Annotated in this window: 26 protein-coding genes; 18 read left to right on the top strand and 8 right to left on the bottom strand. The window is 36.4% G+C overall.

Annotated features, from left to right (window positions below):
* Positions 1-38 precede the first annotated feature (38 nt).
* From ACH8JV_RS14465 to ACH8JV_RS14430, 8 genes are read left to right on the top strand one after another with little or no spacing between them, the layout of a single operon-like run.
* The gene (locus ACH8JV_RS14465) at positions 39-782 is read left to right on the top strand and encodes a GntR family transcriptional regulator (protein WP_005132004.1); all 744 of its coding nucleotides are present in this window, start codon (positions 39-41) and stop codon (positions 780-782) included.
* Positions 783-810: 28 nt separating this feature from the next.
* Entirely contained in the window at positions 811-2,544 is a 1,734-nt protein-coding gene (locus ACH8JV_RS14460; RefSeq protein WP_396522033.1) for a fumarate reductase/succinate dehydrogenase flavoprotein subunit, read from the top strand.
* A gap of 20 nt (positions 2,545-2,564) precedes the next feature.
* Complete coding sequence (locus ACH8JV_RS14455; protein ID WP_000864073.1) at positions 2,565-2,810, top strand: ferredoxin family protein; 246 nt, start codon at positions 2,565-2,567, stop codon at positions 2,808-2,810.
* 19 nt (positions 2,811-2,829) lie between these two features.
* A complete protein-coding gene (locus ACH8JV_RS14450; RefSeq protein ID WP_396522031.1) occupies positions 2,830-4,260 on the top strand; it encodes an ABC transporter substrate-binding protein in 1,431 nt (476 codons plus the stop codon).
* Positions 4,261-4,294: 34 nt separating this feature from the next.
* The gene (locus ACH8JV_RS14445; RefSeq protein WP_396522029.1) at positions 4,295-5,149 is read left to right on the top strand and encodes an ABC transporter permease; all 855 of its coding nucleotides are present in this window, start codon (positions 4,295-4,297) and stop codon (positions 5,147-5,149) included.
* Position 5,150: 1 nt separating this feature from the next.
* Complete coding sequence (locus ACH8JV_RS14440) at positions 5,151-5,990, top strand: ABC transporter ATP-binding protein (RefSeq protein WP_000028991.1); 840 nt, start codon at positions 5,151-5,153, stop codon at positions 5,988-5,990.
* On the top strand, positions 5,987-6,985 hold the full coding sequence (locus ACH8JV_RS14435; protein WP_271651659.1) for a HEAT repeat domain-containing protein: 999 nt from the start codon (positions 5,987-5,989) through the stop codon (positions 6,983-6,985). The genes ACH8JV_RS14440 and ACH8JV_RS14435 overlap by 4 nt, the downstream gene beginning before the upstream one ends.
* Positions 6,969-7,250, top strand: coding sequence for a gamma-butyrobetaine hydroxylase-like domain-containing protein (locus ACH8JV_RS14430; protein WP_396522026.1), 282 nt, complete (start codon positions 6,969-6,971; stop codon positions 7,248-7,250). Before ACH8JV_RS14435 ends, ACH8JV_RS14430 begins: the two co-directional genes overlap by 17 nt.
* Before the next feature lie 39 nt (positions 7,251-7,289).
* Here ACH8JV_RS14430 and ACH8JV_RS14425 read toward each other — a convergent pair whose 3' ends face one another.
* Positions 7,290-8,576, bottom strand: coding sequence for an MFS transporter (locus ACH8JV_RS14425; RefSeq protein WP_000222732.1), 1,287 nt, complete (start codon positions 8,574-8,576; stop codon positions 7,290-7,292).
* 519 nt (positions 8,577-9,095) lie between these two features.
* On the opposite strand from ACH8JV_RS14425, the gene ACH8JV_RS14420 reads away from it, so the two are divergent.
* The gene (locus ACH8JV_RS14420) at positions 9,096-11,324 is read left to right on the top strand and encodes a TonB-dependent siderophore receptor (protein WP_396522024.1); all 2,229 of its coding nucleotides are present in this window, start codon (positions 9,096-9,098) and stop codon (positions 11,322-11,324) included.
* Between the two features lie 55 nt (positions 11,325-11,379).
* Here the strand turns inward: ACH8JV_RS14420 and ACH8JV_RS14415 are convergent, their stop codons facing one another.
* The gene (locus ACH8JV_RS14415; RefSeq protein WP_396522022.1) at positions 11,380-12,798 is read right to left on the bottom strand and encodes an aspartate ammonia-lyase; all 1,419 of its coding nucleotides are present in this window, start codon (positions 12,796-12,798) and stop codon (positions 11,380-11,382) included.
* A gap of 415 nt (positions 12,799-13,213) precedes the next feature.
* Here ACH8JV_RS14415 and ACH8JV_RS14410 point away from each other — a divergent pair, with 415 nt between their 5' ends.
* The 4 genes from ACH8JV_RS14410 (at position 13,214) to ACH8JV_RS14395 (ending at position 16,519) form a co-directional block, all read left to right on the top strand.
* A complete protein-coding gene (locus ACH8JV_RS14410; RefSeq protein ID WP_396522020.1) occupies positions 13,214-13,399 on the top strand; it encodes a hypothetical protein in 186 nt (61 codons plus the stop codon).
* Between the two features lie 90 nt (positions 13,400-13,489).
* Complete coding sequence (locus ACH8JV_RS14405; RefSeq protein WP_000668585.1) at positions 13,490-13,711, top strand: hypothetical protein; 222 nt, start codon at positions 13,490-13,492, stop codon at positions 13,709-13,711.
* 777 nt (positions 13,712-14,488) lie between these two features.
* Complete coding sequence (locus ACH8JV_RS14400) at positions 14,489-15,385, top strand: LysR substrate-binding domain-containing protein (protein ID WP_019459097.1); 897 nt, start codon at positions 14,489-14,491, stop codon at positions 15,383-15,385.
* Between the two features lie 237 nt (positions 15,386-15,622).
* The gene (locus ACH8JV_RS14395) at positions 15,623-16,519 is read left to right on the top strand and encodes a LysR family transcriptional regulator (RefSeq protein ID WP_004887299.1); all 897 of its coding nucleotides are present in this window, start codon (positions 15,623-15,625) and stop codon (positions 16,517-16,519) included.
* Between the two features lie 60 nt (positions 16,520-16,579).
* Here ACH8JV_RS14395 and ACH8JV_RS14390 read toward each other — a convergent pair whose 3' ends face one another.
* The 6 genes from ACH8JV_RS14390 to ACH8JV_RS14365 all read right to left on the bottom strand — a co-directional run bounded on the left by ACH8JV_RS14390 (position 16,580) and on the right by ACH8JV_RS14365 (position 22,346).
* Complete coding sequence (locus tag ACH8JV_RS14390) at positions 16,580-17,752, bottom strand: thiolase family protein (protein WP_396522018.1); 1,173 nt, start codon at positions 17,750-17,752, stop codon at positions 16,580-16,582.
* A 65-nt stretch (positions 17,753-17,817) separates the two neighbouring features.
* Positions 17,818-19,227, bottom strand: coding sequence for a short-chain fatty acid transporter (locus tag ACH8JV_RS14385; RefSeq protein ID WP_396522016.1), 1,410 nt, complete (start codon positions 19,225-19,227; stop codon positions 17,818-17,820).
* Positions 19,228-19,342: 115 nt separating this feature from the next.
* Positions 19,343-19,984 carry a 3-oxoacid CoA-transferase subunit B gene (locus ACH8JV_RS14380; protein ID WP_396522014.1) on the bottom strand — a complete coding sequence of 214 codons (642 nt, stop codon included), beginning with the start codon at positions 19,982-19,984 and terminating at the stop codon, positions 19,343-19,345.
* Between the two features lies 1 nt (position 19,985).
* Positions 19,986-20,690 carry a CoA transferase subunit A gene (locus tag ACH8JV_RS14375; RefSeq protein ID WP_396522012.1) on the bottom strand — a complete coding sequence of 235 codons (705 nt, stop codon included), beginning with the start codon at positions 20,688-20,690 and terminating at the stop codon, positions 19,986-19,988.
* A 243-nt stretch (positions 20,691-20,933) separates the two neighbouring features.
* Complete coding sequence (locus ACH8JV_RS14370; protein ID WP_019459102.1) at positions 20,934-21,815, bottom strand: LysR family transcriptional regulator; 882 nt, start codon at positions 21,813-21,815, stop codon at positions 20,934-20,936.
* A gap of 144 nt (positions 21,816-21,959) precedes the next feature.
* Positions 21,960-22,346, bottom strand: a complete 387-nt coding sequence (locus ACH8JV_RS14365) for a hypothetical protein (RefSeq protein WP_396522010.1) — start codon at positions 22,344-22,346, stop codon at positions 21,960-21,962.
* A 152-nt stretch (positions 22,347-22,498) separates the two neighbouring features.
* Between ACH8JV_RS14365 and ACH8JV_RS14360 the strand changes: the two genes are divergently transcribed.
* The 5 genes from ACH8JV_RS14360 to ACH8JV_RS14340 all read left to right on the top strand — a co-directional run bounded on the left by ACH8JV_RS14360 (position 22,499) and on the right by ACH8JV_RS14340 (position 25,159).
* Positions 22,499-22,921 (top strand): hypothetical protein, encoded by a 423-nt coding sequence (locus tag ACH8JV_RS14360; protein ID WP_033852369.1) that lies wholly within the window; start codon positions 22,499-22,501, stop codon positions 22,919-22,921.
* A gap of 37 nt (positions 22,922-22,958) precedes the next feature.
* Positions 22,959-23,153 (top strand): hypothetical protein, encoded by a 195-nt coding sequence (locus ACH8JV_RS14355; protein ID WP_396522008.1) that lies wholly within the window; start codon positions 22,959-22,961, stop codon positions 23,151-23,153.
* A gap of 60 nt (positions 23,154-23,213) precedes the next feature.
* A complete protein-coding gene (locus ACH8JV_RS14350; RefSeq protein WP_396522006.1) occupies positions 23,214-23,804 on the top strand; it encodes a hypothetical protein in 591 nt (196 codons plus the stop codon).
* A 180-nt stretch (positions 23,805-23,984) separates the two neighbouring features.
* Entirely contained in the window at positions 23,985-24,461 is a 477-nt protein-coding gene (locus ACH8JV_RS14345) for a hypothetical protein (RefSeq protein WP_396522004.1), read from the top strand.
* Positions 24,458-25,159, top strand: a complete 702-nt coding sequence (locus ACH8JV_RS14340) for a hypothetical protein (protein ID WP_033852380.1) — start codon at positions 24,458-24,460, stop codon at positions 25,157-25,159. Before ACH8JV_RS14345 ends, ACH8JV_RS14340 begins: the two co-directional genes overlap by 4 nt.
* Positions 25,160-25,195 lie beyond the last annotated feature (36 nt).

Genomic DNA, 25,195 nt, shown 5'->3' with positions numbered 1-25,195 from the left:
ACATTATTTGCTCAAGTTGTTATAACAGGTTGTGAGCCGTGAGCCAGCTACCCCAAGATCCCAAAAATCACAAGCCTCTTTACGATCAGTTAAGGGAACTCATCCTTAACAAAATTGTAAATGGTGAATATGCCGTGTTGAGTCAAATTCCATCTGAAAACGAGTTTGCTGAACAGTTCGGTGTAAGCCGAATCACAGTTCGCCAAGCACTTAACCAATTACAGTTGGAAGGCTATATTTTTAAGGTGCCAGGTAAAGGGACCTTTGTAAGTAAGCCAAAAACGTTCCAGAACATTTCAAGTTTGCAAGGTTTTGCAGAAGCAATGTCATCTGCTGGTCACGAAATTTTAAACCGTGTCATCTCCGCCGAGCTTAAGCAAGTCCCGATGCATGTTGTACCCAAATTAAAGTTACCCGTTAAAGCCAATGTTTATGAAATTCAACGTGTTCGTTTACTCAACCGTCAGCCAGTGTCGTATGAGTTGACTTATTTGCCAGAACATATTGGTTCGAAACTTAAAGAGAAAGCGATTGATTTACGTACAACCGATATTTTCAAGGCATTAGAGCAAGAGTGCGATATTCCTTTGGGACATGCGGATTTAAGTATTGATGCCACGGTAGCGGATGAAGAATTAGCGGCTTTGTTACAAGTCGAAATCGGAACTCCGGTATTACGGGTCGAACGTTTGACTCATAACGCAAATGGCCAACCTATTGACTATGAATATCTCTATTTCTCGGGCGATACCTTCCAGTACCGTTTACGTATTCATCGTTAATAACTCAAATAAAAATAAGGAATATTCAATGGAAACTAAATATCTTGAGTTCGATATTGTGGTGATTGGTGGTGGAACTGCAGGGCCAATGGCTGCGATTAAAGCCAAACAAGAAAACCCGAATTTAAAAGTCTTGCTCATTGAAAAAGCGAATGTAAAACGTAGTGGGGCGATTTCAATGGGAATGGATGGACTGAATAATGCTGTCATTCCGGGCTACGCAACACCTGAGCAGTACACCAAAGAAATTACGATTGCCAATGATGGGGTAGTTAACCAAACCACTGTATATGCATATGCGAAGCATAGTTTCAAAACCATTCAACAGCTCGATCAATGGGGCATTAAGTTTGAAAAAGATGAGACCGGCGAATTTGCAGTAAAAAAAGTACACCACATGGGGGCATATGTTTTACCTATGCCTGAAGGTCATGACGTTAAAAAAGTTTTATACCGTCAATTAAAGCGTGCTCAAGTCAAAATTAATAATCGGATTGTCACCACGAAGCTTTTAAAAAATGAGCAAGGTGCAATCAATGGTGTACTTGGTTTTGACTGTCGTAGTGGTGACTTTTATGTCATTAAAACGAAAGCTGCCATTTTATGTTGTGGTGCCGCAGGGCGTTTAGGTTTGCCAGCTTCCGGCTATTTAATGGGCACTTATGAAAACCCAACCAATGCAGGTGACGGCTATGCAATGGCATACCATGCAGGTGCTGAGCTTGCTAACTTAGAATGCTTCCAGATTAATCCATTGATTAAAGACTATAACGGTCCGGCTTGTGCCTATGTGACTGGTCCTTTAGGAGGTTATACCGCTAACAGTAAAGGTGAACGTTTCATTGAATGTGACTACTGGAGTGGTCAAATGATGTGGGAGTTTTACCAAGAACTGGAAAGTGGTAATGGTCCTGTTTATTTAAAAGTAGATCATCTGGCCGAAGAAACCATTCAAACCATCGAAGAAATCTTGCATACCAATGAGCGCCCAAGCCGTGGACGTTTTCATGAGGGCCGAGGAACCAATTACCGTCAAGATATGGTGGAAATGCATATTTCAGAAATTGGTTTCTGTAGCGGGCACAGCGCTTCTGGCGTATGGGTCAATGAAAAAGCTGAGACTTCAGTTAAAGGATTATACAGTGCTGGCGATATGGCGGCTGTACCTCATAACTATATGCTTGGTGCATTTACCTACGGATGGTTTGCGGGTGTAAATGCCGCGCAATATGTGAATGCAATTGAAGATAGCGAATTAAACCAAAGTGAAATAGAAGCAGAAAAAGCTCGAATATTTGCGCCACTGGATTGCTCAGAAGGTTTACCTCCAGAACAAGTGGAATATAAGCTGCGCCGTTTTGTAAATGACTATTTGCAACCGCCTAAAACTCGCCAAAAAATGGAAATTGGGCTCAAGCGTTTTGAAGAAATTAAACAGGATATTAAGCGAATTTCTGCAAGAAACCCACATGAGCTGATGCGTGCCACTGAAGTTTCTTTTATTCGAGACTGTGCTGAAATGGCAGCAAGAGCTTCACTGTTTAGAGAAGAAAGCCGCTGGGGACTGTACCACTATAGAGCAGATTTCCCTCAAAAAAATAACTCGGATTGGTTCTGTCACGCGCATTTGAAAAAAGATGAACACGGCAACATGGTCAGTTTCAAAAAGCCAATCGAGCCTTATGTGGTTCCGATTAATCAAGATGAAGCTGTGTCGTATGACCGTTTACGCATTCAAAAAAATGTTGCTCTAGCAGACTAAATAAATCAGGAATTCAAATCATGGCTTTTATTTTTAAAGAAGTACAGCACCGTACTGTCGCACCCGTCATTATCGATGAAGATAAATGTATTGCTGATAAAGGATGCACTGTCTGTGTAGATGTTTGTCCAATGGACTTATTGGCAATCGATCCAACAACTCAAAAAGCTTTCATGCAGTTTGATGAATGTTGGTACTGCATGCCTTGTGAAAAGGACTGCCCAACAGATGCAGTCAAAGTAAATATCCCATACCTACTCAAATAATTAATTTGGAATACTCAACATGAGACAAAATAAATTGATCAATAAAAAACTATTACTCAGTAGCTTAATTGGTGCCATGGTACTCGGCACTTTGGGGTGCGGCAGTAAAACAGAAACTGTGCGGGTCGCCATTGGTACACAAGACACGACCATTAACTGTGCAACAGGTGGGCTGCTCATTCGTGAATTGAATTTATTACCAAAATATTTGCCTAAAGATGGTAAATACAAACACGTTAAATATGACATTCAATGGAAAAACTTTACCTCTGGTGCACCACTTACCAGTGAAATGGTGGCTGGGCGTTTAGACTTGGGAGCAATGGCGGACTTTCCCGCGGTTAATAATTTAGCGGCATTTAAAAAAGCTGGGAAAGAAAGCATATTTTTAGCCCCATTGTCAGGCAGTATTAATGGTAGCGGTAATGCGATTGTTGTTCCAATTGATTCAAAAGTAACATCACTCAAAGAACTAAAAGGACAAACCATTTCCGTACCTTTTGCCTCAACTGCTCATGGACTGTTGCTACGAGCAATTCAAGCTGAAGGCTGGCAACTTGATAAAGATATTAAAGTGATTGCTCAGGCGCCAGAAGTGGCAGGGCCTGCATTAAAAAGTCATAAAATTGCTGCACATGCTGACTTCGTACCATTTGGAGAGTTATTTGCTTACCAAGGTTTTGCCAAAAAAATCTATGATGGTTCACAAGCAAAATCACCGACATTTCATGGTTCGCTTGCCAGCAAGGATTATGCACAGCAGCATCCCGAAGTCATAAAAGCTTATTTACAAGCAACTATTGAAGCGAATCGTTTGATTCGGGAACAACCAGAAAAATATAGTGAACTTATTGCTGAAAAAACAGGTATTCCTGCCGAAGTTGTTTATCTATTTCATGGCCCTTTAGGTCTGCAGACTCGTGACTTAACTTGGAAACCTGAATATCGAAAAGCGACTCAAATTGCGATAGACACCTTAAAAGTTTTAGGCAAAAACGACGGTACGCTTGATGTAAATAAATTTATTGATGACCAATATATTAAGGACGCATTTCAAGCATCTGGACTTAATTACAGCCAGCAACTGGCCGACTATGCAAAATCACCTTTGGTTGCCAATGACGCTTTAACGGGCCAACCCATCAAAACATTTGATCGGGTAACTCAAATTTGGGTACAGGGTGAAGAAAAAGTGCGTAGCTATGAAACACCTGAGCATGCTTTTTCTGATTTAAAGAAAGTTCAAGCAGCTGGAAAAACGGTGCGTGTGGTTTATAGCCAAGATCATCAGTCCGACATTAAGTTACTTGCCAATCTGGCATGGTATGCCACAGACAAAGCAGGACAAATTCAAGCCTTTTTATTAAAAGATGATGCTGAAAAATGGGCTAAACAACAGGGTGGAAAAGTATATGACTTTAAAACTATTCAGCTTGTAACACAGAGCTGATGTGTTGTCTTACCTAATGAGCAGGAGGTGACGAATGAGTAGTTTAGTCCAAACAAAACCTAAAAACCAAAGTACATTTTTGATTAAATTTTTCCAGCAATTAAGGTCATATCCGGCGCATTTAAAACACTATGCCATTGCTTTTACATCTATAGCTTTTTGGATAGCAATTTGGCAAGGACTTGCTCAGTTTAAAATAAATTTAGGCTTTGTGAACTTTAGCAATGTACCAACACCTTTAGATGTCATTCATGCATTATGGGCTTTCTTTCAACTTAGCACTGCGTTTGAACATGTTGAATCCAGCGTGTTTCGTGTAGTGATTGGTTTTGTGCTTGCGGCTCTAATTGGTGTAGGTATTGGTTTGTTGGCAGGACGTTACCAAAAACTGGCTGCCTTTCTAATGCCACCATTAGAAGTATTACGTCCAATACCAGCAGTTGCATGGATTCCTTTAGCAATTCTGATTTTTCCATCCTCAGAAGCGTCTATGATTTTTATTACCTTTATTGGGGCTTTATTTCCAATTTTATTAAACACCGTACATGGCGTTGGTGCAGTTGACCCAAGGCTCGTTGCGTCAGCGAAAAGTCTGGGTGCTTCTGATCTTGCCATTATTCATGAAGTCATTATTCCGGGCGCATTACCGAACATTATTACGGGTTTATCTATTGGAATGGGCACTTGTTGGTTCTGTTTAGTGACTGCGGAAATGATTTCTGGACAACACGGAATTGGATACTTCACATGGGAGTCTTTCACCTTGCAAAACTATAGCAATATCGTGGTTGGCATGGTGCTAATAGGAGCGTTAGGTATGTTTAGCAGTACATTGGTGCGTGTGATTGGAAACCAATTTACTCCATGGTATCAACTAAGGAAGTCTTAAAATGTCAATTACACAAGGCCATGTACGTATTCAAAATCTATCTCTACATTTAGGACAAGCTAAAAATCGTTTTCAGGCATTAGATCGGGTTAATTTCGAAATACAACCGGGCGAGTTTATATGTCTACTTGGCCCGTCGGGTTGCGGTAAATCAACATTATTAGGTGCTTTGGCAGGGCATTTACCGATTAGTTCTGGGTCTTTAACGGTCGATGATGAATCGATATTTGAACCTCATCCAGATAGAGGTTTGGTGTTTCAGCAACATACCTTATTTCCGTGGAAAAGCGTGCTCGAAAATATTGCCTTTGGTTTAAAAATGAAAGGCATCGCTAAACAAAAGCGTATTGAACAAGCTCAGAAAATGATTGATCTGGTCGGACTTAAAGGTTTTGAACATAAATTTCCAGCTGAACTTTCTGGTGGCATGCAGCAACGAGTTGAAATTGCGAGAGTACTGATTAATCAACCTCGCATTTTATTAATGGATGAGCCTTTTGGTGCGTTAGATGCTCAAACTCGTCTAAAAATGCAAATGCTATTACTCGAAATTTGGCAAGAAATTCAAACGTCGGTTTTATTTATTACCCACGATATTGATGAGGCACTTTTTTTAGCCGATCGAGTGTTGATTATGAGCCATCGACCAGGGCGAATTATTGAAGAAATTCCGCTTAAGTTTGAACGTCCACGAGATGTTGAGCTTGTAACAAGTAGTGAATTTACAGCCATTAAAAAACATTGCATCCAAACGTTAAAAGAAGCCACTCAACAAGAAGAGTTAAGCCGTTTAAATCCATTAGGGCTTGGAAAGAAATCACAAATTAAGGAATACGAATGAGTTTTTATTATCAAGCTTTAGATGATATCGATGAATATAATCAGGAATTTCTTGCGCAGCTCAATCATGTAGATGAAAAGATCCGCTTTGTCGCTTTAATGAATATTGGTGATGAAGAAAATCCGGATTTACTTCCGTGGCTGCATGCAGCACTACAACACGATTCTTCAGCTTTAGTTCGTCAAGAGGCAGCAAAAAAGTTAGAAAGTTGGGAAGATCCAACCAGTTTGCAAGTATTGGCGCAAGCCTTATTTGATGTTGATCTGAATGTGAAACAAACTGCCAGTCAAAGTTTAAGTGAAGTGAAAAATCCGGCATCAGCCCCAATCCTTGCGCCTTATTTAAAGCATACGGATACTTTTGCTCTTAGTGCAATTTTACGTGCTTTAAAACCTTTACGACCACAGCAATTATTTGATGAGATATCTGCTTTAGTACACCATAAAAATGCATTTGTGCGCCGTGAGGCAGTCAGTGCATTAAGTTGGTTACAACAAGACCAAGCGATTACGATATTGGCAAAAATTGCAGAAACAGATACAGATGATGAGGTCCGCCGTATTGCAACAGGTGGTTTGGCTTATAGTCAGAGTATATCAACTGAAGTCATCCAAGCACTTCAACATTCTTTAACTTCGGAAAGTTGGCAACTAAGAGTGGAAGCTGCGCTCACGATTGGAAAATTAGGTATTGTTCAGCTCGAAGCTCCTTTAATTCATGCTATATCAGACCTGTATTGGCAAGTACGAATTGCAGCAGTACGGAGCTTGGGACTACTCAAATCGCATCTGGCAGTAGCTCATTTGTCTGATAACTTTAAGCATGAAATTAGTAACTTGCGTAAAGAAGTCGCTTTAGCACTCGGCGAAATCGGCACATCAGAAGCTCAGAAGTTATTGGAACAACATCAAAATGATCCGGATCCTGAAGTACGAAAAGCGATTCGTATTGGATTAAATCAAATTGGTGAGGTGAAGTATGCAAACCAGACCTGATATCCGTGTCGACATTATAAATAAGCAGGTTCACTTTATATGGACCGATGGCTCAAGCGTATGTCTGAGTCATCAAAGTTTAAGGGAAATTTGCCCATGTGGCTTTTGCCGAGCGAAGCGGATTAAACAAATTAAAATAGAACATCAAAATGTTGAAGTGACAGCTATGTTTGATCAAGGTTATGGTGCCCAAATTTGCTTTAGCGATGGGCATGATAAAGGGATTTTTCCGTGGGCTTTTTTAAAAGAATTTGCTAAGAGCTAAAAGATGCCTTCTGCTTGGGGCAGAAGGCATCTTATTTAATTAATGATCATGTTCTAAATAATCTGGTTTTTTCGGAAGCGCAAGGCTACACAAGAAACAGATAATCAGCATGACAATGACATATATAAAGAAGGTGTTTTCGATTCCGGCAGCTTTGAATTGCAAAGCAACCGAAGGTGCAGAACCACCAAACAGCGCATTACCTACTGCATATGAAAATCCTACCCCGAGTGCGCGTACGTGAGGTGGGAACATTTCAGCTTTTACCAAACCACTAATAGAAGTATAGAAGCTGAGTAACATCATCATAAAGATGAGTAGCAATGTAATGATGATTGGAGAATCTATATAGGCACGCATCCCGATCACCATGACGGGATAAATAAAAATGGCGGACAATAAGCTAAATGCTAACATTGAAGAGCGTCGCCCAATACGGTCTGAAATTGCACCAAATACAGGTTGAGCACACATATAGACAAATAGGGCAAAGGTCATGATATAACCAACGGTTTTTCCGTCCATCCCTAAATTGGTTAAATAGGTTTTTGAATAAACAGTCTCTACATAAAATGTTAATGAACCAGCAGAAGTGTATCCAACCACCAATAAAAAGGTTTTCCAGTGCTTTTTAAAGAGTTCTCTTAAGCTACCAGACTCTTTTCGTTCGCTGTCTTGATGAGAAAGCGTTTCTTCTAAACGACTACGTGCAAGCAAAGATAAGATTGCTGCGATACCACCAATAACAAATGGAATACGCCAGCCGCCATCATGTAATTGTTGTTCACTTAAGAACGTCAACAAAATAACGCCCAGTAAGCTTGCAAGCAATTGACCACCAGAGAGGGTGACATATTGGAAAGATGAGTAAAAACCACGCTGACCTTTTAAGCCTAATTCACTCATATAAGTGGCAACGGCGCCATATTCACCACCCACTGATAAGCCTTGAAGTAAACGAACAAGGAGTAACAGAAAAGGGGCAAATAAACCGACTTGATCATAAGTAGGCAAAGCTGCAAATAAAAAGGAGCTTAAAGCCATCAGACAAATTGATATGATCATCGACTTCTTTCGGCCATGTCGATCTGCAATACGACCAAATAACCAGCTTCCAATCGGACGCATAAAGAAGCTTGCGGCAAACACCCCCCAAACATAAATAGACTTGGTTGTGCTATCCATATCTGGCGCGGTTAAAGCTTGAGTAAAGTAAGCAGCAAATACTGCATAAATATAAAAATCAAACCATTCGACTAAATTACCAGAGGCTGCGCCTACAATCCCACGTATCCTGCTACGTTTTTCTTCCTGAGTATATGTCATATCACTTCCATCACTTTGTAGACAAAAACTAGGAACTTTTTAGGTGGGCTAAACAGAAAATAGAATGAACTTTTTAAAAATCACTCAACCCTGAGCACGTCCTTAGAATTCCTAACCATTCATTTTTTCTAATTTTAAAATTCGATTCTAGTGAGATTACGTCCTTTTGTTCGATTTAAAGAGATTTTTACCAATGATCGAACACTTCCTTTTATTTAACTGAATAATTAATTGTTTTTAAAATCAGTAAGCTAATTTAATACCAGTATTTTTCTATTCTGTTTCTCCTTTTAAGTGCCATTTTGAGCTTAAGTGTATTTTGAATATTTGATAATACTTAAAAAGTTATAGTATCAATTCCTAAGAAAATAAATGAAATTCATAGAATGATAAGTTGAAAAAAGTCGAACTAAATTCACTTAATCGAAAAAATACAGAATATGTTGTTTCTCAATATATGTAGCTGTATTCTTGCGTGGCTAAAAATCGGCTCAGCACTTATTTCTAGCGCTTTAAATTATGCACGGTATGGCAGGTAGTTATTCAATGGAAAGACGTTCGTTAAATCTTCACTTCATGACATGCTCTAAAACAGCATTGGCTTCATCTATTGCACTCATAACATCTGTCGTCTATGCAAATGAAGCGGAGGTTTCGCAGCTCCCAACCATTACAGTGAACGCTACACAAAATAATGATGCACTATATACGTCTAAAAAAGTGAGTTTATCTGGTTTTCAAACTGGTGATGTAAAGAAAGTCCCTGCATCTATTACCACCATTACCTCTGAGCGCATAGCAGACCAACACGCAAAAACACTGACCGATGTTATTAAAAATGATTCATCGCTAGGCGATGGCTACGCTGCTATTGGCTATTATCCAAACTTTGTCGCTCGTGGTTTCGCACTCGATTTAGGTTCAAGTTATCTCATTAATGGTCATAGTATACGTGGCGAGCAAAATGTAGCTTTAGAAAATAAAGAGCAAGTTGAAATCTTAAAAGGTATTTCTGCGATTCAAAGTGGAATGTCTACACCCGGTGGTGTGGTTAACTACGTGACCAAAAGACCTGCCGATATTAAAACTATTACGGTCGAGGCAAATTCAGAAGGCGGCTATACACTGGCAACGGATGTAGGCGGCTTTGTTAATGACAATTTTGGTTATCGCGTTAATTTAGCGCATGAAAGTATCCACCCAAACGTTGATCACGCAAATGGTAAACGTGAGTTTGGTTCAGTTGCTTTAGACTGGAAAATTAATGATCGCTCTAACTTACTGTTTGATATTGAAGCTCAACGTCAAAGTCAACGCTCTGTACCGGGCTATCAACTGCTTGATGGGCAAGAAGTACCAACAAATGTAGATCAAGACCGTTTATTGGGTTACCAGTCTTGGAGTAAGCCTGTTGTAAATAACAGTGTAAATGCGAGTTTAAAATATCAATATGCATTTAACGATCAATGGAATGGTAGCTTAAGTGCGTCTCAAAGCCGTGTTGTGATTGATGATAATAGTGCTTTCCCATGGGGATGTTATAGCAGCATTTGTGAAGTTACCGGCTTGGGCAATACTTTTGATAAACAGGGTAATTATGGTATTTACGATTTTCGTAGTCCAGATGACACACGTATAACTAATCAGTTTGCTGCTGGGTTAAATGGTCAGTTCAATACTGGCAACATTCAGCATCAAGTAGCTTTTGAAATACAACATACTTATAAAACATTGAAGCGCTACAATTCCAACTCGATGGAGCTTGATCCTATCGGAACAGGTAACATTTATGAAGAAACAAAGGATTATGTACCTGCTCAGGTTGATTTGAGAAACTATTATAAAGCTTTAGAAAGCGATCAGACTGCATTTACTATATCTGACCGAGTTCAATTTAACGATCAATGGTCATCTTTATTGGGTGGGAAACTTATTCACCTTGATGAGCAAGCTTATAATTCAGGTGGGCAGCAAAGCCGTGATACGGATTTAAACAAATTCTTGCCACAATTAGCACTTATGTATAGCCCAACTGCTACGACTAATCTATATGCTTCATATGCTAAAGGTTTATCAGACGGTGGCGAAGCTCCGTGGTATACAAATAATATTAAAAATAATATAGGCCCTTCAGTACTATCACCTAGAAGTTCTAAACAATATGAACTTGGTATTAAGCAACAAATACGCAACTTCTTGTTAACAGCAGCTATTTTTGATTTAAAACAAGACAATCAATACAGCAAGATTAATATTGATAGTCCTCCAGATTTTATTGAGCAAGGTGAACAACACAATCAAGGTGTCGAATTAGGTTTAACAGGTGCCTTAACCGATACACTCGACTTAAGCTCTGGCGTTACCTATACCAAATCTCGTCTTGTTGATATTGATAATGACAGCTACAAAGGTTATCAAACTCAAAATGTTCCGAAAGTCCGCGCAACTGTGCAGTTATCTTATAAAGTACCTTCTGTTGAAGGGTTAAGATTACTCAGTGGTATGCAATACAGTAGCAGTAAATATGCAAACAAAGAGGGAACTGCAAAAGTAGGTGGCTATAGCGTCTTTAATATTGGTGCTGCCTATAAAACAAATTTTGCTGGGCATGACACGACCTTCAGATTCAATATTGATAACTTATTTAATAAGACATATTGGCGTGATGTGGGTGCATTTATGGGTGATGACTATCTATTCTTGGGTAATCCACGTACAGCCCAGTTCTCTACAACTTTCAGTTTTTAAAATATAGAACAAATAAAAAAGGAGCTTATAAAAGCTCCTTTTTTACTTTCAGGAATTAAGCCGACATTTTTGGTTTAACCATATTATTAATCGACAAGATCTCATCAAGCACTTGTGCTGATAATAAACCTTCATTTTGAACTAAAGCCAATACGCTTTGCCCAGTTTCGTTTGCAGTTTTAGCAATACGAGTTGTAGTTTCATAACCTAGGTATGGGTTAAGTGCAGTCACAATACCAATTGAGTTTTCAACTAAAGCTTTACAGTGTTCAGGGTTCGCCGTAATCGTATCAATACATTTACTTTGGAACATCGCCATTGCTTTACCAAGCAAGTCCATCGATTCAAACAGTTTGAATGCAATAAGTGGTTCCATTGCATTTAACTGTAATTGGCCCGCTTCAGCAGCTAAAGTTACAGCCAAATCATTTGCAATAATTTGGAAGCAAGCAAGGTTCATCGCTTCGGGAATAACTGGGTTTACTTTACCCGGCATAATCGAACTACCCGGTTGACGCGCTTCTAAGTTAATTTCATTAATGCCAGTACGTGGACCACTTGAAAGTAAACGCAAGTCATTGGCAATTTTTGAAAGTTTAGTTGCAGTACGCTTTAATAAACCAGATAAAAGAACAAAGTCACCCATATCTGAAGTTGCTTCGATTAGATCAGGAGCAGACTTAATTTTCTTACCAGAGATTTTTCCAAGTGCTTGAATCGCAAGTTCACGGTAACTATATTCAGTAGTAATTCCCGTACCAATCGCCGTACCACCAAGGTTCATATAAGCTAAAACATTTGGAATAAGCGTATTAATTTGCTCAAGGTCTTTTTGTAAGGTTACCGCAAAAGCACCAAACTCTTGACCTAATGTCATAGGCACAGCATCTTGTAACTGAGTACGGCCCATTTTTAAAATGTGCGCAAACTCTTGAGACTTGTTCAAGAAGCTAAGAATCAAATTGTTAAATGGAAGATTTAATTCATCTAAGCTAAGTAATAAACCTAAACGAATTGCAGTAGGGTATACGTCATTTGTTGACTGCGACATATTAATGTCGTTATTTGGATGCAAGTATTGATATTGACCTTTTGCATGTCCCATATATTCTAGAGCAACGTTTGCCAATACTTCATTTGCATTCATATTAGTCGAAGTACCAGCACCGCCTTGCATCATGTCTATCGGGAACTGGTCATGGAAATTACCACGAATAAGCTGATTACAGCTGTATTCAATCGCTTCAAATTTAGTTTGATCTAAGCTTTTAAGATTATAGTTTGCTTCAGCACAAGCTAGTTTAACCATAGCTAATGCTTTAATTAAATTAGGGAAATTTCCAACTTTGCTATTTGTTAAGTTGAAATTTTCTAAAGCACGTAATGTTTGAACTCCGTAATAATGGTCATTGTTGATTTCTCGATGACCAATAAGATCCTTCTCAATACGGGTAGTAATATCAGCGTTCATCATTAAACTTCGAATTAGTTAAGATGATTCATCTTAGAATTCGAAATGCTTCACTTCTAATGCATTTATTAAAGCAATTATGCATTTTTTGCATAATAACAATTGAGCTCTACTAAAATGAATAGGGAATAGTTGAGAATTTCTAGAAAATAAAATTTTAATAAAATTAAATATATTCAATAATTTATATTGTTTTTTTAATGAAGGATAAGTCACTAAAGAGCAGACAAATTAAAAAATTCTGCAGCCAGCTAAACAATGATTTCTATTCACAAAGACCATTAAATTAATTGAAGTTTCATGTGAATATTAATTTTAATAAACAAATAATGAGCTATGTTTAATAAATTTTAATAAAATTGTGATGCATTTCACATAAAAATACATATAATACAGAAAATTTTGATTTATTAAGTTTATGTTAAAAGTAACTGCTGCTTTATTAATATTGGGAAGTTTTGCTTGCTATATCCTGTTAGGAAATGAAGAAAAAACTGAGACCAAAAGTTCACACATGCTTAAAGAAGCTCAGCAATCGATTAAGAATGCTGAACTATCTATTCAAAAAGCAAAACGAAATACTCCCACTGCATCGTATCAATAACTGAGGCAATAAAGATTATTGTTTATTAAATAATCTTTTGACTGAAATTTTATTAAGATGTAAGCGCTGTAAAGAGACAAATGCATGAGAATGAAGTTTATTGCATATGACCCTAACTCTGGTGAAAAACTAAGCTTGAAAGAGCATATTCATCACATGGATAAATACACAACTTACGTTTTTTTTAGTGATGAAAAAGACAACATGGTATTTAACCCGCAGAAAAAACAGATATTTGAAATCAGTCAATATACTTCAAACATGATGGTTGAAATTTCAAGAAAGTTATACTACTTAATTGGTGAATATTAGTTCATCTTTTATAGATCAGCACGACTATAAGTCATCGTTCTTAGTGAAGATTTAATGTACTATGTGCCCGTCTATAGATACTTTAGTATAATAGTCGGAATTGTCTTTTTATCTTATACTCTTCTTAAATATTGTATGAAATACAATTAATTATTATTACTGCTTAAATCCTGAAATGAGGTAAGGTAATCATTTACTCATCAATTATTACCTTACCGATCTATTGCAAGAGTAAATAATAATTCTCTTGTTTTTGTGATTAAGCAGAGTAGACGAGATATAAGACTAGATTTTTTAAATACTTTTTATAGTGGAATAGTATATTAATTTAAGAGTCTAAAAAATTTAATCAATAACCTAAGGATTGGTTATTGAAACAGTTCACAGTCCGCATTCTTCCCCAAGGTGCGGACTTTTTTTATCCATGAAATGATTAAATAAAGACCTATACTTATTTCTAAAACTTATCTTATTCAAATACTTTATTTATTTTTATGATGATTTTTTTATTTATTGATTTCAAATATTTTTTTAGTTGAGTCGAACTTATGTTCATCTCTTAACGTGTTAAAACAAAACCTATTATTTTCTTATTTTCTTTTCTATGTCAGAATTATTAAATACTTCATTTTCATAGTTTGGCTTTGTCCATTCTCTTCTCGCATTTTTGCAGGTACTCCCTATGTTTTACCATTTTTATTCATCACTACATTTATTCATGCTATTTCCCAAAAATATCAATTAATAAAATTATAAATCTAAAAGGGAATAGATAAGATGAATTTAGAAGTGCGTTGGGTAGAGGATCTCCTCACATTAGAACGTGAACGTTCAATCTCAAAAGCAGCAGAGAAAAGATTTATTAGTCAGTCTGCATTTACTCGAAGAATTCAGCAAATTGAAGAAATGATTGGCGCGGAAGTCATCATTAGAAACAACAAGAACAATATCGAATTTACCGACATTGGACGAATTTTGTTAGTCATGTCTAAAAACATTGAAAAGCAGGTAGAGGAGACCGCAAAACTCATCAAAAATATTAAAAATGAAACTGAATCTACCATTCGTTTCTGTGTTGTTCATTCATTAGCTTCAGGTTTTTTAACAACATTTTTAAAGAAATTTCCTACTCTTATTCGTGATTTAAAAATTGAAATTGTCGCAACGAATAGTGGAGAAGGCCTGTCTTTGTTAAAAGAAGGTGCCTGTGATTTCATGATTTGCTATGCAGATAAAAGCAATATTAGAAAAGTTGGAGATGATATTTTAAGTGGTATTAAAATTGCTGAAACAGTTATTGTTCCAGTTTCTGCCACTGAGCCTGACCATAGTCCTAAACATACAATACAAAGTAATTTTGCTTTGCTTGCCTATAGCAAACACGCTTACTTAAGAAAACTGGTAGACCAACTGATAGAAGGTAAACTTGTTTATAAAACGTTATATGAAACGGACAATGCGACTAACTTAAAAGAACTGGTTTTACAGGGTTTAGGAGTAGCATGGATTCCGAAAATTAACGTTGAAGAAGACCTTGCAGCTGGAAAATTGGTTATTTTAGATCAGCAAGAATATTGCCTTGCCCAAGATATTTATATCTTCAAAAATAATTTGAGTGATAATAAATCGGTACAACAAATATGGAATGGTTTTAAAGCCCAGCAAGAACAATAACGCATACTCATTCGCAAGATGAAGTACACGATATTTATATATAAATTAATCAAATAAGTAGATTATGCTTGGGTCTTTACGATGAAAGGCATTATAAAGCATTGCCCCTCGTCTAAGTTCTTTGCTAATTTAGAGTAAATTTCAATAAGTCAAAAGTAGGGTATAGAAATCTTTCTATTATTTCTGCCTGCTTTTGAACTTATTTCACTGGATTATTGAGTCCAAGCGGAGACAATTTTGTTTGATCTAGACAGTAGATTATTAAATATTTTTTATCATATTTATCGGTTCAAAAGTGTTTCAATGGCTGCAGATGCTATTGGTTTAACACAGCCGAGTGTAAGTAACGGTCTAAACAAAATTCGCCAACATTTTAATGATCCTTTGTTTATTCGAGTTGGAAATGAAATGATTCCGACCGAACTTGCAAAGCAGATTTTCCCTCTTATTAGTGAAGTTATTGATAAAGTTGAAAGTATTAATAACTTTAATGTTAATTTTGATCCATTGACCTCAGATCAGCTGTTTACCATTGCAATGACTGATGTATCACATTTGGTTTTATTACCTCAGTTAACTAACTATTTAAAAGAAAAAGCACCTCTCATTCGTTTAAATATTAGACCGATTACGCCAGAAACCAGCTATCAAATGGCAAATGGTGAAATTGATTTGGCGATAGGTTTCTTGCCCCAATTAGAAGAAGGTTTTTATCAACAGAAGTTTTTCCGTCAACACTATGTCGTGATTAGCTCAAAAAGCCACCCGCGTTTAGACCCGAATAACTTTACTTTAGAAGATTATATGCGTGAATATCATATCGATATTGATGCAGGGATTGGGCACTATCACATTAAAAACGAGCTGCAAAATAAAGGGTTGGATCGAAACATTTTGATTCGATTACCAAGTTACTTAGGGGTAGGTTTAGTCGTTCAGGAAACAGATGCGATTGCCACTGTTCCATATTATTTAAGCCAAGTTTTATTGGTTAGAGAGAATTTACAGATTTTACCAGCACCGCTTGATTTTCCAACTTATGACGTTAAGCAACATTGGCATATGTCTTGTCACCATAAGAGTAGCCATAAATGGTTCCGTCAAACTTGCTATGAGCTATTTAAAACAGCTTAAGAATTTTATTTATAAAAAGAAGATGCAAGGAAAGTCCTTACATCTTCTTTTATTTTTTAATTAGATTTCAATTGCAACAGCAGTTGCTTCACCGCCACCAATACATAGGGCAGCAACACCTTTCTTTTTACCTAAGCGTTTTAATGCATAAATGAGAGAAAGGATAATTCTTGAACCCGTAGCGCCAATTGGATGGCCTAAAGCACAAGCGCCACCATGTACGTTCACTTTAGCTTCATCAATTCCTAGCTCATGAATTGGTGCCATTGCTACCATTGCAAAAGCTTCATTAATTTCCCAAGCATCTACTTCATCAACTGACCAACCAGCACGCTCAAGCACTTTTTGAATTGCACTAATTGGAGCAATTGTAAATTCGCTTGGATGCTGCGAGTGAGTAGAAGTTGCAACAATTTTTGCTAACGTATTTAAACCATGGCTTTGAGCATATTCTTCAGTAGTAAGTACTAATGCAGCAGCACCATCAGAAATCGAGCTTGAGTTCGCTGCTGTAATTGTACCATCCTTACTAAAAGCAGGGCGCAATGTTGGGATCTTCTCAAGATTAGCTTTTAATGGTTGCTCGTCTTGATCAACAACTTCGACACCTTTACGTGTTTTTACTTCAACAGGAACGATCTCTTCTTTGAAGTAACCTTCTGCAATCGCGGTTTGTGCTTTTTTAAGTGAAGAAATCGCAAAGTTATCCATTTGCTCACGGGTAAAGCCTTTGGTGTTTGCCATGTCTTGAGCAAAAGAACCCATTAAACGACCTGTTTCAGCATCTTCAAGGCCATCTAAAAACATATGATCTTTAATTTCGCCGTGGCCCATACGGTAACCACCACGAGCTTTCGGCAAAATATAAGGTGCATTGGTCATAGATTCCATGCCGCCAGCCACAATAATATTTGCACTGCCTGCTTTTAAAGTATCCGATGCCATTAATACTGCTTTCATAGCAGAGCCGCACAGTTTATTAATGGTAACTGCACCAACATGATCAGGTACACCAGCTTTACGCATTGCTTGACGAGCAGGGCCTTGGCCAATACCGGCACTGAGTACACAACCAAAAATAACTTCATCTACTTGTTCAGGTTTAACGCCTGCACGTTGGATCGATTCACGGATGACAGCAGCGCCAAGATCTGGAGCGGTTAGAGAAGATAAACTGCCCTGAAAACCACCCATTGCAGTACGGCTACCTGAAACTATAACAATTGAACTCATCTTAATATCTCTTATTGGTGTTTTTGCTAAATTTGCCTTTAGCCTAAACCAAAGGCGCCACTAAATTAAAAAGTTGGAGGGGTGTAACTGAGCGTTCTACCAAAGAACCACAGCAAGAATAAAACTAATGGAAAATGCACAACGAGCTGAGTGACTGTAAACCCAATCACATCTTTTGCTTTTAGTTTTAAAATACCTAACATTGGAAGCATAAAGAATGGGTTAATTAAATTTGGTAAAGCTTCGGCTGCATTATAAATTTGTACAGACCAGCCCAAATGAACCTTTAAATCATTTGCCGCTTGCATAACATATGGGGCTTCAATAATCCATTTTCCACCACCTGAAGGAACAAAGAATCCAAGTACCGCAGAGTAAACTCCCATCACAATCGCAAAGGTTTCTTTTGACGCAATTGAAACGAAAAAATCGGCAACATAATGAGAAAGCGATAAATCCTGACTATTTAAAGCTTGGGTCATAATAAAAGCGATACTTCCGTACAAAGGGAACTGAATTAAAATTCCTGATACGGCTGGAACTGCTTTTGCAACAGCATTTAAGAAGTTTCGAGGTGTGCCATGTAACGCTAGACCAAGCATTAAAAATACAAAGTTGTATGTGTTTAAGCTTGAAATAGCAATGATTGGATTACTTTTTGAAAATTCAAAAAACATCCAGATTAAGCCTAATGCCACTACAATAATCGTTAAGATAGGCGAATTTTCTAACCAATCGCCCGGACGAGTAGATTTTGCTTCATTTGTTTTTTCTTCTTCAAATTGCACATCAAAACTATCAATGGTTTTAACGCTATTGCCTTTTGGGGCAGACCAATATGCAATAGCGATTGAAACAATCACTAAAATAATGGTCATTGCAATTGATTGCCAAAGGAAAATCGTTTCGGTAAATGGAATAACACCAGTCAGGTTATAAATTGACTCAGGTAAACTGGTTTTATTTGCCTGAAGCTGTGCTGCTGAAGAACTGATTCCTAGTGCCCAAGTTGCACCCATACCAATGATTGCTGCCGCAGCTGCTGCGCGGTAATCCATATTCAGCTCTTTACGTTTTGCTAAAGCAATTACTAAAAGCGCTGTAAGGATTGTGCTAACAGCCCAATTGACCAATGAAATTAGTAAACTAACGGTTGCTACCAAAACAATAGCACCACGACCAGAATTTGGAATACGTGCCATTTTTTGAATCAGAAATTTTACGGGCTTAGAAACAGAAACGACATAACCTACAATAATGAGCATAGTCATTTGCAGGGTAAATGGAATAAGACTCCAGAAACCATTACCGAAAGAAGTTGCCACATCGTGAATTGGGGCGCCAATACCCAAAGCGGCAATAGACACAATAATGACGCCGAGTAATGCAAAAATATATGAATCAGGAAACCATTTTTCAGACCAGTCACTAATCCGAAGAGCAAATCTTTCAAAAATTCCTTGCTGTTTTTCCATAGCTGAAAAATCCTTCTCGTTCTTATTTATAAACAGCACATCCGGTGCTTAAAAGGGCTAAGACTCAAGCTCACTTTCTAACTTGAGTCTTGTACAGCTAACTAAATCTTAGAATTTACGCGACTAAGGTTTTATAAAATTCGACACCTGTAGCAGCTTGAATCTGTTCAAGCATGACATCTTTAGCAAGTTCAATCAGCTCTACGCCTTGCGGAGTAATATCCATTACACCTAAGTCAGTAATTATGCGGTGAACCACACTTTTACCTGTTAAAGGTAAACTACAGTTTTTCACAATTTTTGGCGTACCATCTTTTGCGCAGTGTTCCATTAGAACAACAACTTTTTGGACACCAACAACCAAGTCCATTGCGCCGCCCATACCTTTGACTTTCTTACCTGGAATCATCCAGTTCGCTAAGTCACCGTTTTCAGAAACTTCCATTGCACCTAAAATGGCAATGTTGACATGGCCACCACGAATCATGGCAAAAGATTCTGAGCTTGAGAAAAAGGCTGCACCAGGGCGAGCAGTAACCGTTTGTTTCCCGGCATTAATTAAATCGGCATCCACAGTTTCTTCAGTTGGAAACTCGCCAATACCTAATAAACCGTTTTCAGATTGAAGCCAAACATTAATATTTTCAGGAATATAATTGGCAACAAGGGTAGGTAAACCAATACCTAAATTGACATAAAAACCATCTTCAAGTTCTTTTGCAGCACGTTGTGCCATTTCATTGCGTGACCAAGCCATTTTATACTGCCTCCGTGCTTAAAGTTTTATGCTCAATACGTTTCTCTGGAGATGCATTAAGCACAATGCGGTTTACATAAATACCCGGCAAATGGATTTCATCCGGATCCAATTCACCAATTTCAACAACCTGTTCAACTTCTGCGATAGTAATTTTTCCAGCCATCGCACATTCAGGGTTAAAATTTTGAGCAGTTTTACGGAATACTAAATTACCTGCTTTGTCAGCTTTATATGCTTTAACAAGAGCCACATCTGCTATTAACGATTCTTCTAAAATGTAGTTTTTGCCATGAAAGGTACGTTCTTCTTTACCTTCCGCAATGAGTGTACCCACGCCAGTTTGAGTATAAAATGCAGGAATCCCAGCACCGCCAGCACGTAACTTTTCAGCTAAAGTACCTTGTGGCGTAAGTTCTACATCAAGTTCGCCATTTAAATACTGGCGTTCAAACTCTTTGTTTTCACCTACATAAGAAGAAATCATTTTTTTGATTTGTTTGGTTTGAAGCAAAATACCTAAACCAAAATCATCTACACCTGCGTTATTAGAAATACATGTGAGACCAGTTACACCGCTTTGTTTAACTGCAATAATCAATTTTTCAGGAATTCCGCATAAACCAAAACCGCCTACAGCGAGTGTTTGATTGTCTGCAATAACATCTTTCAGTGCTGCCTCTGCATTGGCATAAACTTTATTCATTCTGTTCTTTTCCTATATCCCTTAGTAATTTAGTTTTAGCATCACATTTTGCGTTATAGAAGTTAATTTTTTTAAAGGATTAATAAGTATAATCAATGAATGATATCAAATTCTCAACAAAACAATAGTTTTGCACTGAGCAAAAAATGTTGAAAAATTATCATAATCTACTGAAAATTATAACAATTAATAAATTTATCTTAAATGTATGCTTAATTCATCTTAAAAGACAGTCTTTAATTTTTAAAATTTATATTGAACCAAAGCCTCAATAAATTGAGTAGAAATATTTGAAATTTCAAAGTTCTTCTTATAAACAATTCCCACAGTCTTATGAATAGATTCATCCTTTAACTCAATCAACACGTTATGTTCTTTATCAATGTGTTTAGCAAAGTGCCGTGGAATTGCACTTACCCCAATTCCATAAGCCACAAAACTTGAAAGTGATGAAATTTGGTGACATTCCACTTTTAAATCGAGCGTTATATTATTTCGCAAACAATTTTGCTCAACTAAATAACGAACAATTGAAGGTTTTTGCAAAGTTACGAATGGATTTGAACAAAGCTCATGCCATGTAATAGAAGATGATTGAGCAAGTGGGTGAGTCTTTGGCAATAGAGCCAAGAAATCTTCTTCAAATAGAGGCTTAAACTCTAAGCCTTCGGTAAGATCTGGTTCAAAGCAGATACCAAGCTCAAAAATACCATCTTGTACTTTTTCTATAATGGTCTCATTTGGAATATCGTGAATTGAAAAATTAAGATTGGGATGGACAGCTAAAAATTGATGAATGACTTCAGGCAAAATTGCGTGAGTCACAAAGGGCATAGATGCAATACTTAAAGTTCCCCGATTAAGCTTAAAGCGTTGTTTGACATCATTTTCCATTTCATCCCAATTTGCGAGTAATTTTTTAGCATACGGAATGAGGGATTTGCCTTCTTGGGTAAGCTCAACACGGCGAGTATTACGGTTAAAAAGTTTGCCGCCTAATTCTTCTTCTAAACTTTTGATGGTAAGACTTAAGGCAGATTGGCTTAGATGTAGCTCTAAAGAAGCATTAGCATAGTTGAGGGTACGTGCAAGAGCTAAAAAAGCTTTTAATTGTTTCAGCGTCATTTCTTACCTTTAGATTACTCAACTTACCTTGAAGAGTAATTTATACGAAAATTTGCCTAATATGATGTTTTTTGAAAAATTATGAAAAAGAACGATCATTACCTTACTTAATAAAGTACAAGCAATGAGTGTAAAAATATTGAACTACTTTAGTAAGTTGTCCCAACAAAAGTCATCCCTATGATTTGCAAAATATATGAACATGCCAATTAAATGAAAAAATAAGCAGCCCATCCATATTTTTTGGGGAGCAACCTTAAAACCTTCTAATAGTATAGTTATAGAATAGATAGTGATCATGAATGTGAAAAGAAGAATATACGTAGTACTCGCTATAAATTTATGTTTTGGGGCTAATTGAGGAATTTTATATCCAATCAAAATTTGCATTCCCCAATTTATAATGAGTGTAATTATAGTCAAAAGTAATTTTGGTGCATTTAAGCTTTCTAAGGAAACCTGTTCGATTAGGAAAATAGTTTGCCACAGTACAAACATACCAAGAGGATACAAGACAAATTTAAGCCACATAGTTTTTCATTTTCTTATAAAAATTTATGTCGGCATTTTATTGAATTATAAAAATAAAATAAATACTATTTTTCAAAAATTTAAAGAAACGACGAGTGGCTTTTATTATCCTTAACTGTTAAATTTAACTCATTATTAAAGTGGATAATGTCATGAAAAAAATACTTTTATTGGGTTTTGTCGTTTCTTTGGTTGGGTGTGCCACAACACCTATTTCAACGACTATGGCAAAGCAATCACCAAAAGAACGTTTATTAGCTTATCAAGAAAATAAAGATGGTTATGCTGAAGTTGAAATCACTAGAGATACTGGCTTTCTAGGTAGCGCTTGTTACTTGAGTGTTCTCTTTCGTAATGAAACTATTGGACGTTTTGATACAGGTGAGAAAGCAACATTTTATTTACCAGTAGGGCAATGGAGTATGGCAGTGGCACCTGATCCTGAAGGAAAAGGACTGTGTGCTGGATCAAGCTTTAACCCTGCTTTTGAGAAACAAAATATCAAACCAAATGTTAAAAATATTTTTCGCATAAGTTCTGGTCCATATCGTAGACCTAGATTGTTACCATTATAAATCAGATATAAGTATTGAATTTTATTGGATTAAATTTATGCAGAATCAAAATAACTCAATTGTTAATAATATAGAGCAATTAGACTCAAAGATTAAGCAAAAGCAAGAAAACTCTTTGCTTAATTCTGCCAATCCTGATCTAGTTGAAGTAACAGATTTAATTGCAGAGATAGGGAAGAATGTAGTTGATTTCGCATCAACTATTTTTGATGGCATCGATATAAATTTATAATTTCATTAATATTTTTTACAGATAAGTATTTAGTAATGATTTTTTATTGGGGGGAATAAATTGTTAGATTTTTTATGGAAGGTCATAGAGTTATTTATAAACAGGAAAAATAAGTTCCAGAAAGTAAAAGATGTTCTGGAGCGTAAACAAGAGTTCTTTCGAGAAGTTGCAAGAATTGATGAAGATGAAAACTTAGATGAGCATGAAAAGAGGGCTTTAAAGAATGCATTAGCACAAGTACTCTGTGGAAGTCGTGCTGTAAATTACGATTTGGTTGATTATTACCTGCGAAACAAAAATTTTAGAAATTTTGAAATAATTTCTCCTTTAGTGGCTTTTTGGGAGGATGCACTTATTAAGGAGTATGATAAAGATGGGAGGTTAGCACTCATTAGTATAGATACCAAGAGTTATAAAAGGGAAAAGCGTAATATATTTAGTATATTACTATGTACTATTATTTTGATTATTTGTCATGTTCGACTTCATGCTTTTACTACTTTAATATTTATGAATTATTTGCATGTTAATGTAATGATTGCTGACTATATCTTTATAGCTATTTTCGTTCTTTTAATTGTTTTAGCCTTGTTAATTTTTTATGGTTGTTTAACAATTTTTGATTTAAAAAGGTTAATAAAAGTGCCTTAACTTTTGTATTGTTTAGCTGTATATAGTTCTATTTTGAATAAATTTCAATCAATATTCTATTTTCACTATATAGAGAAGAAGGATATATTTGGTTAGAACATCAGTTTCATACTTATTAAAAATTAATAGATTTAAGAACTGGAATCAAATCTACACTGTTTTATAACAAGTTGGGCATCTATGAGGAATACAATAATTGATATCGCATTAGCTGAAGAATTGATCTCAATGAGAAAAGTTTTTACAGATGATGTGATTATGGAAACATTTGGAACACAGCATCAATACTCTAGATTTTCTGCTCCCCTTTACAATTTAGAAGGAAATAATGTCAAAGGCTTAAGTCTTCGCTTTGAAACAAATCGTACACAAGGCTTTATGAAACATTCTTTAGGTTTGATGTTAAGAGAAGGGGCATCTACTAATTTAATTTTGGATTTATGTATTTATCCTAATGGGGCACGATCACACATGGATAGAGCTAGACGTATTACAATTTATGGTTCTCATATACATATCTTAAATGATGTCCATAAAGTAGATGTTGATTACAATAAAATTACTTGGTCAGACTGTTTTTCATTGTTTAGAGAGAAAGCTAATGTAGAATTCTCATCAAGTAAAGTAATTGGACCCTTTGAAGGAGAATTGCTATGAAATTATCCAATTTAATAGTAGATTCATTTATACAAAAATTTTCTGAACAAGAGAACTTTTGTGCCTTCTCTTTACCATTTATTTTTAAAAATGGTTCTCCTGCTATTCTTAATGCATTTCGACATCCTAACGGTTCGATTGAGCTGACAGATAACGGTATTAATATACAGTCTTTTTCGCAATCGATTGCCTTAACAGATTTTGATGTAATCAATAAAGCACGTGAGTTTGCTTCAAACTTTGAAAACATTCATATTCGAGATAATGCTCTTGTTAGTATTACGAATGAGACAAATCTTGCTTTTGATTTAATGGATTATAATGATGTGATCAAAATGATGATTGAGTTTCAGCCTAAACAAAAATCTGATCAAATAGATAAAATTTTAGACCAGCTTCGTATCATATTGGAAAAAAGATTTGATCATCTTGAAATTAATCCAGAAGTTCAAGGACGCTCAGGTGGGAAATATAAGTTTAGTTTTGGATCTGACAATCACATGATTGATTTTTCACGAGTAGATAAAAGGAAAACAAATGATTTATTAAGAAAATATGTGGATACACAGAATTTGAATAATAAATTAGATTTTTTAGTTATTCTTGATGATTTAGAGAGTGATAAGTATAAATCTGAACGTTCAGTGCTAGCTGACTTTGCTACTGTAAAGCCCTTAAGTGAAATGCTTTACAATTAATAGAACTAGTATTTTGATAAAAGCCCTCATCAGAGC

This window comes from Acinetobacter sp. ABJ_C5_2, assembly GCF_044538485.1.
Taxonomy (GTDB): domain Bacteria; phylum Pseudomonadota; class Gammaproteobacteria; order Pseudomonadales; family Moraxellaceae; genus Acinetobacter; species Acinetobacter nosocomialis_A.
Note: the sequence above shows the minus strand (reverse complement) of the source record. Positions and strands in the feature narration are given on the sequence as shown.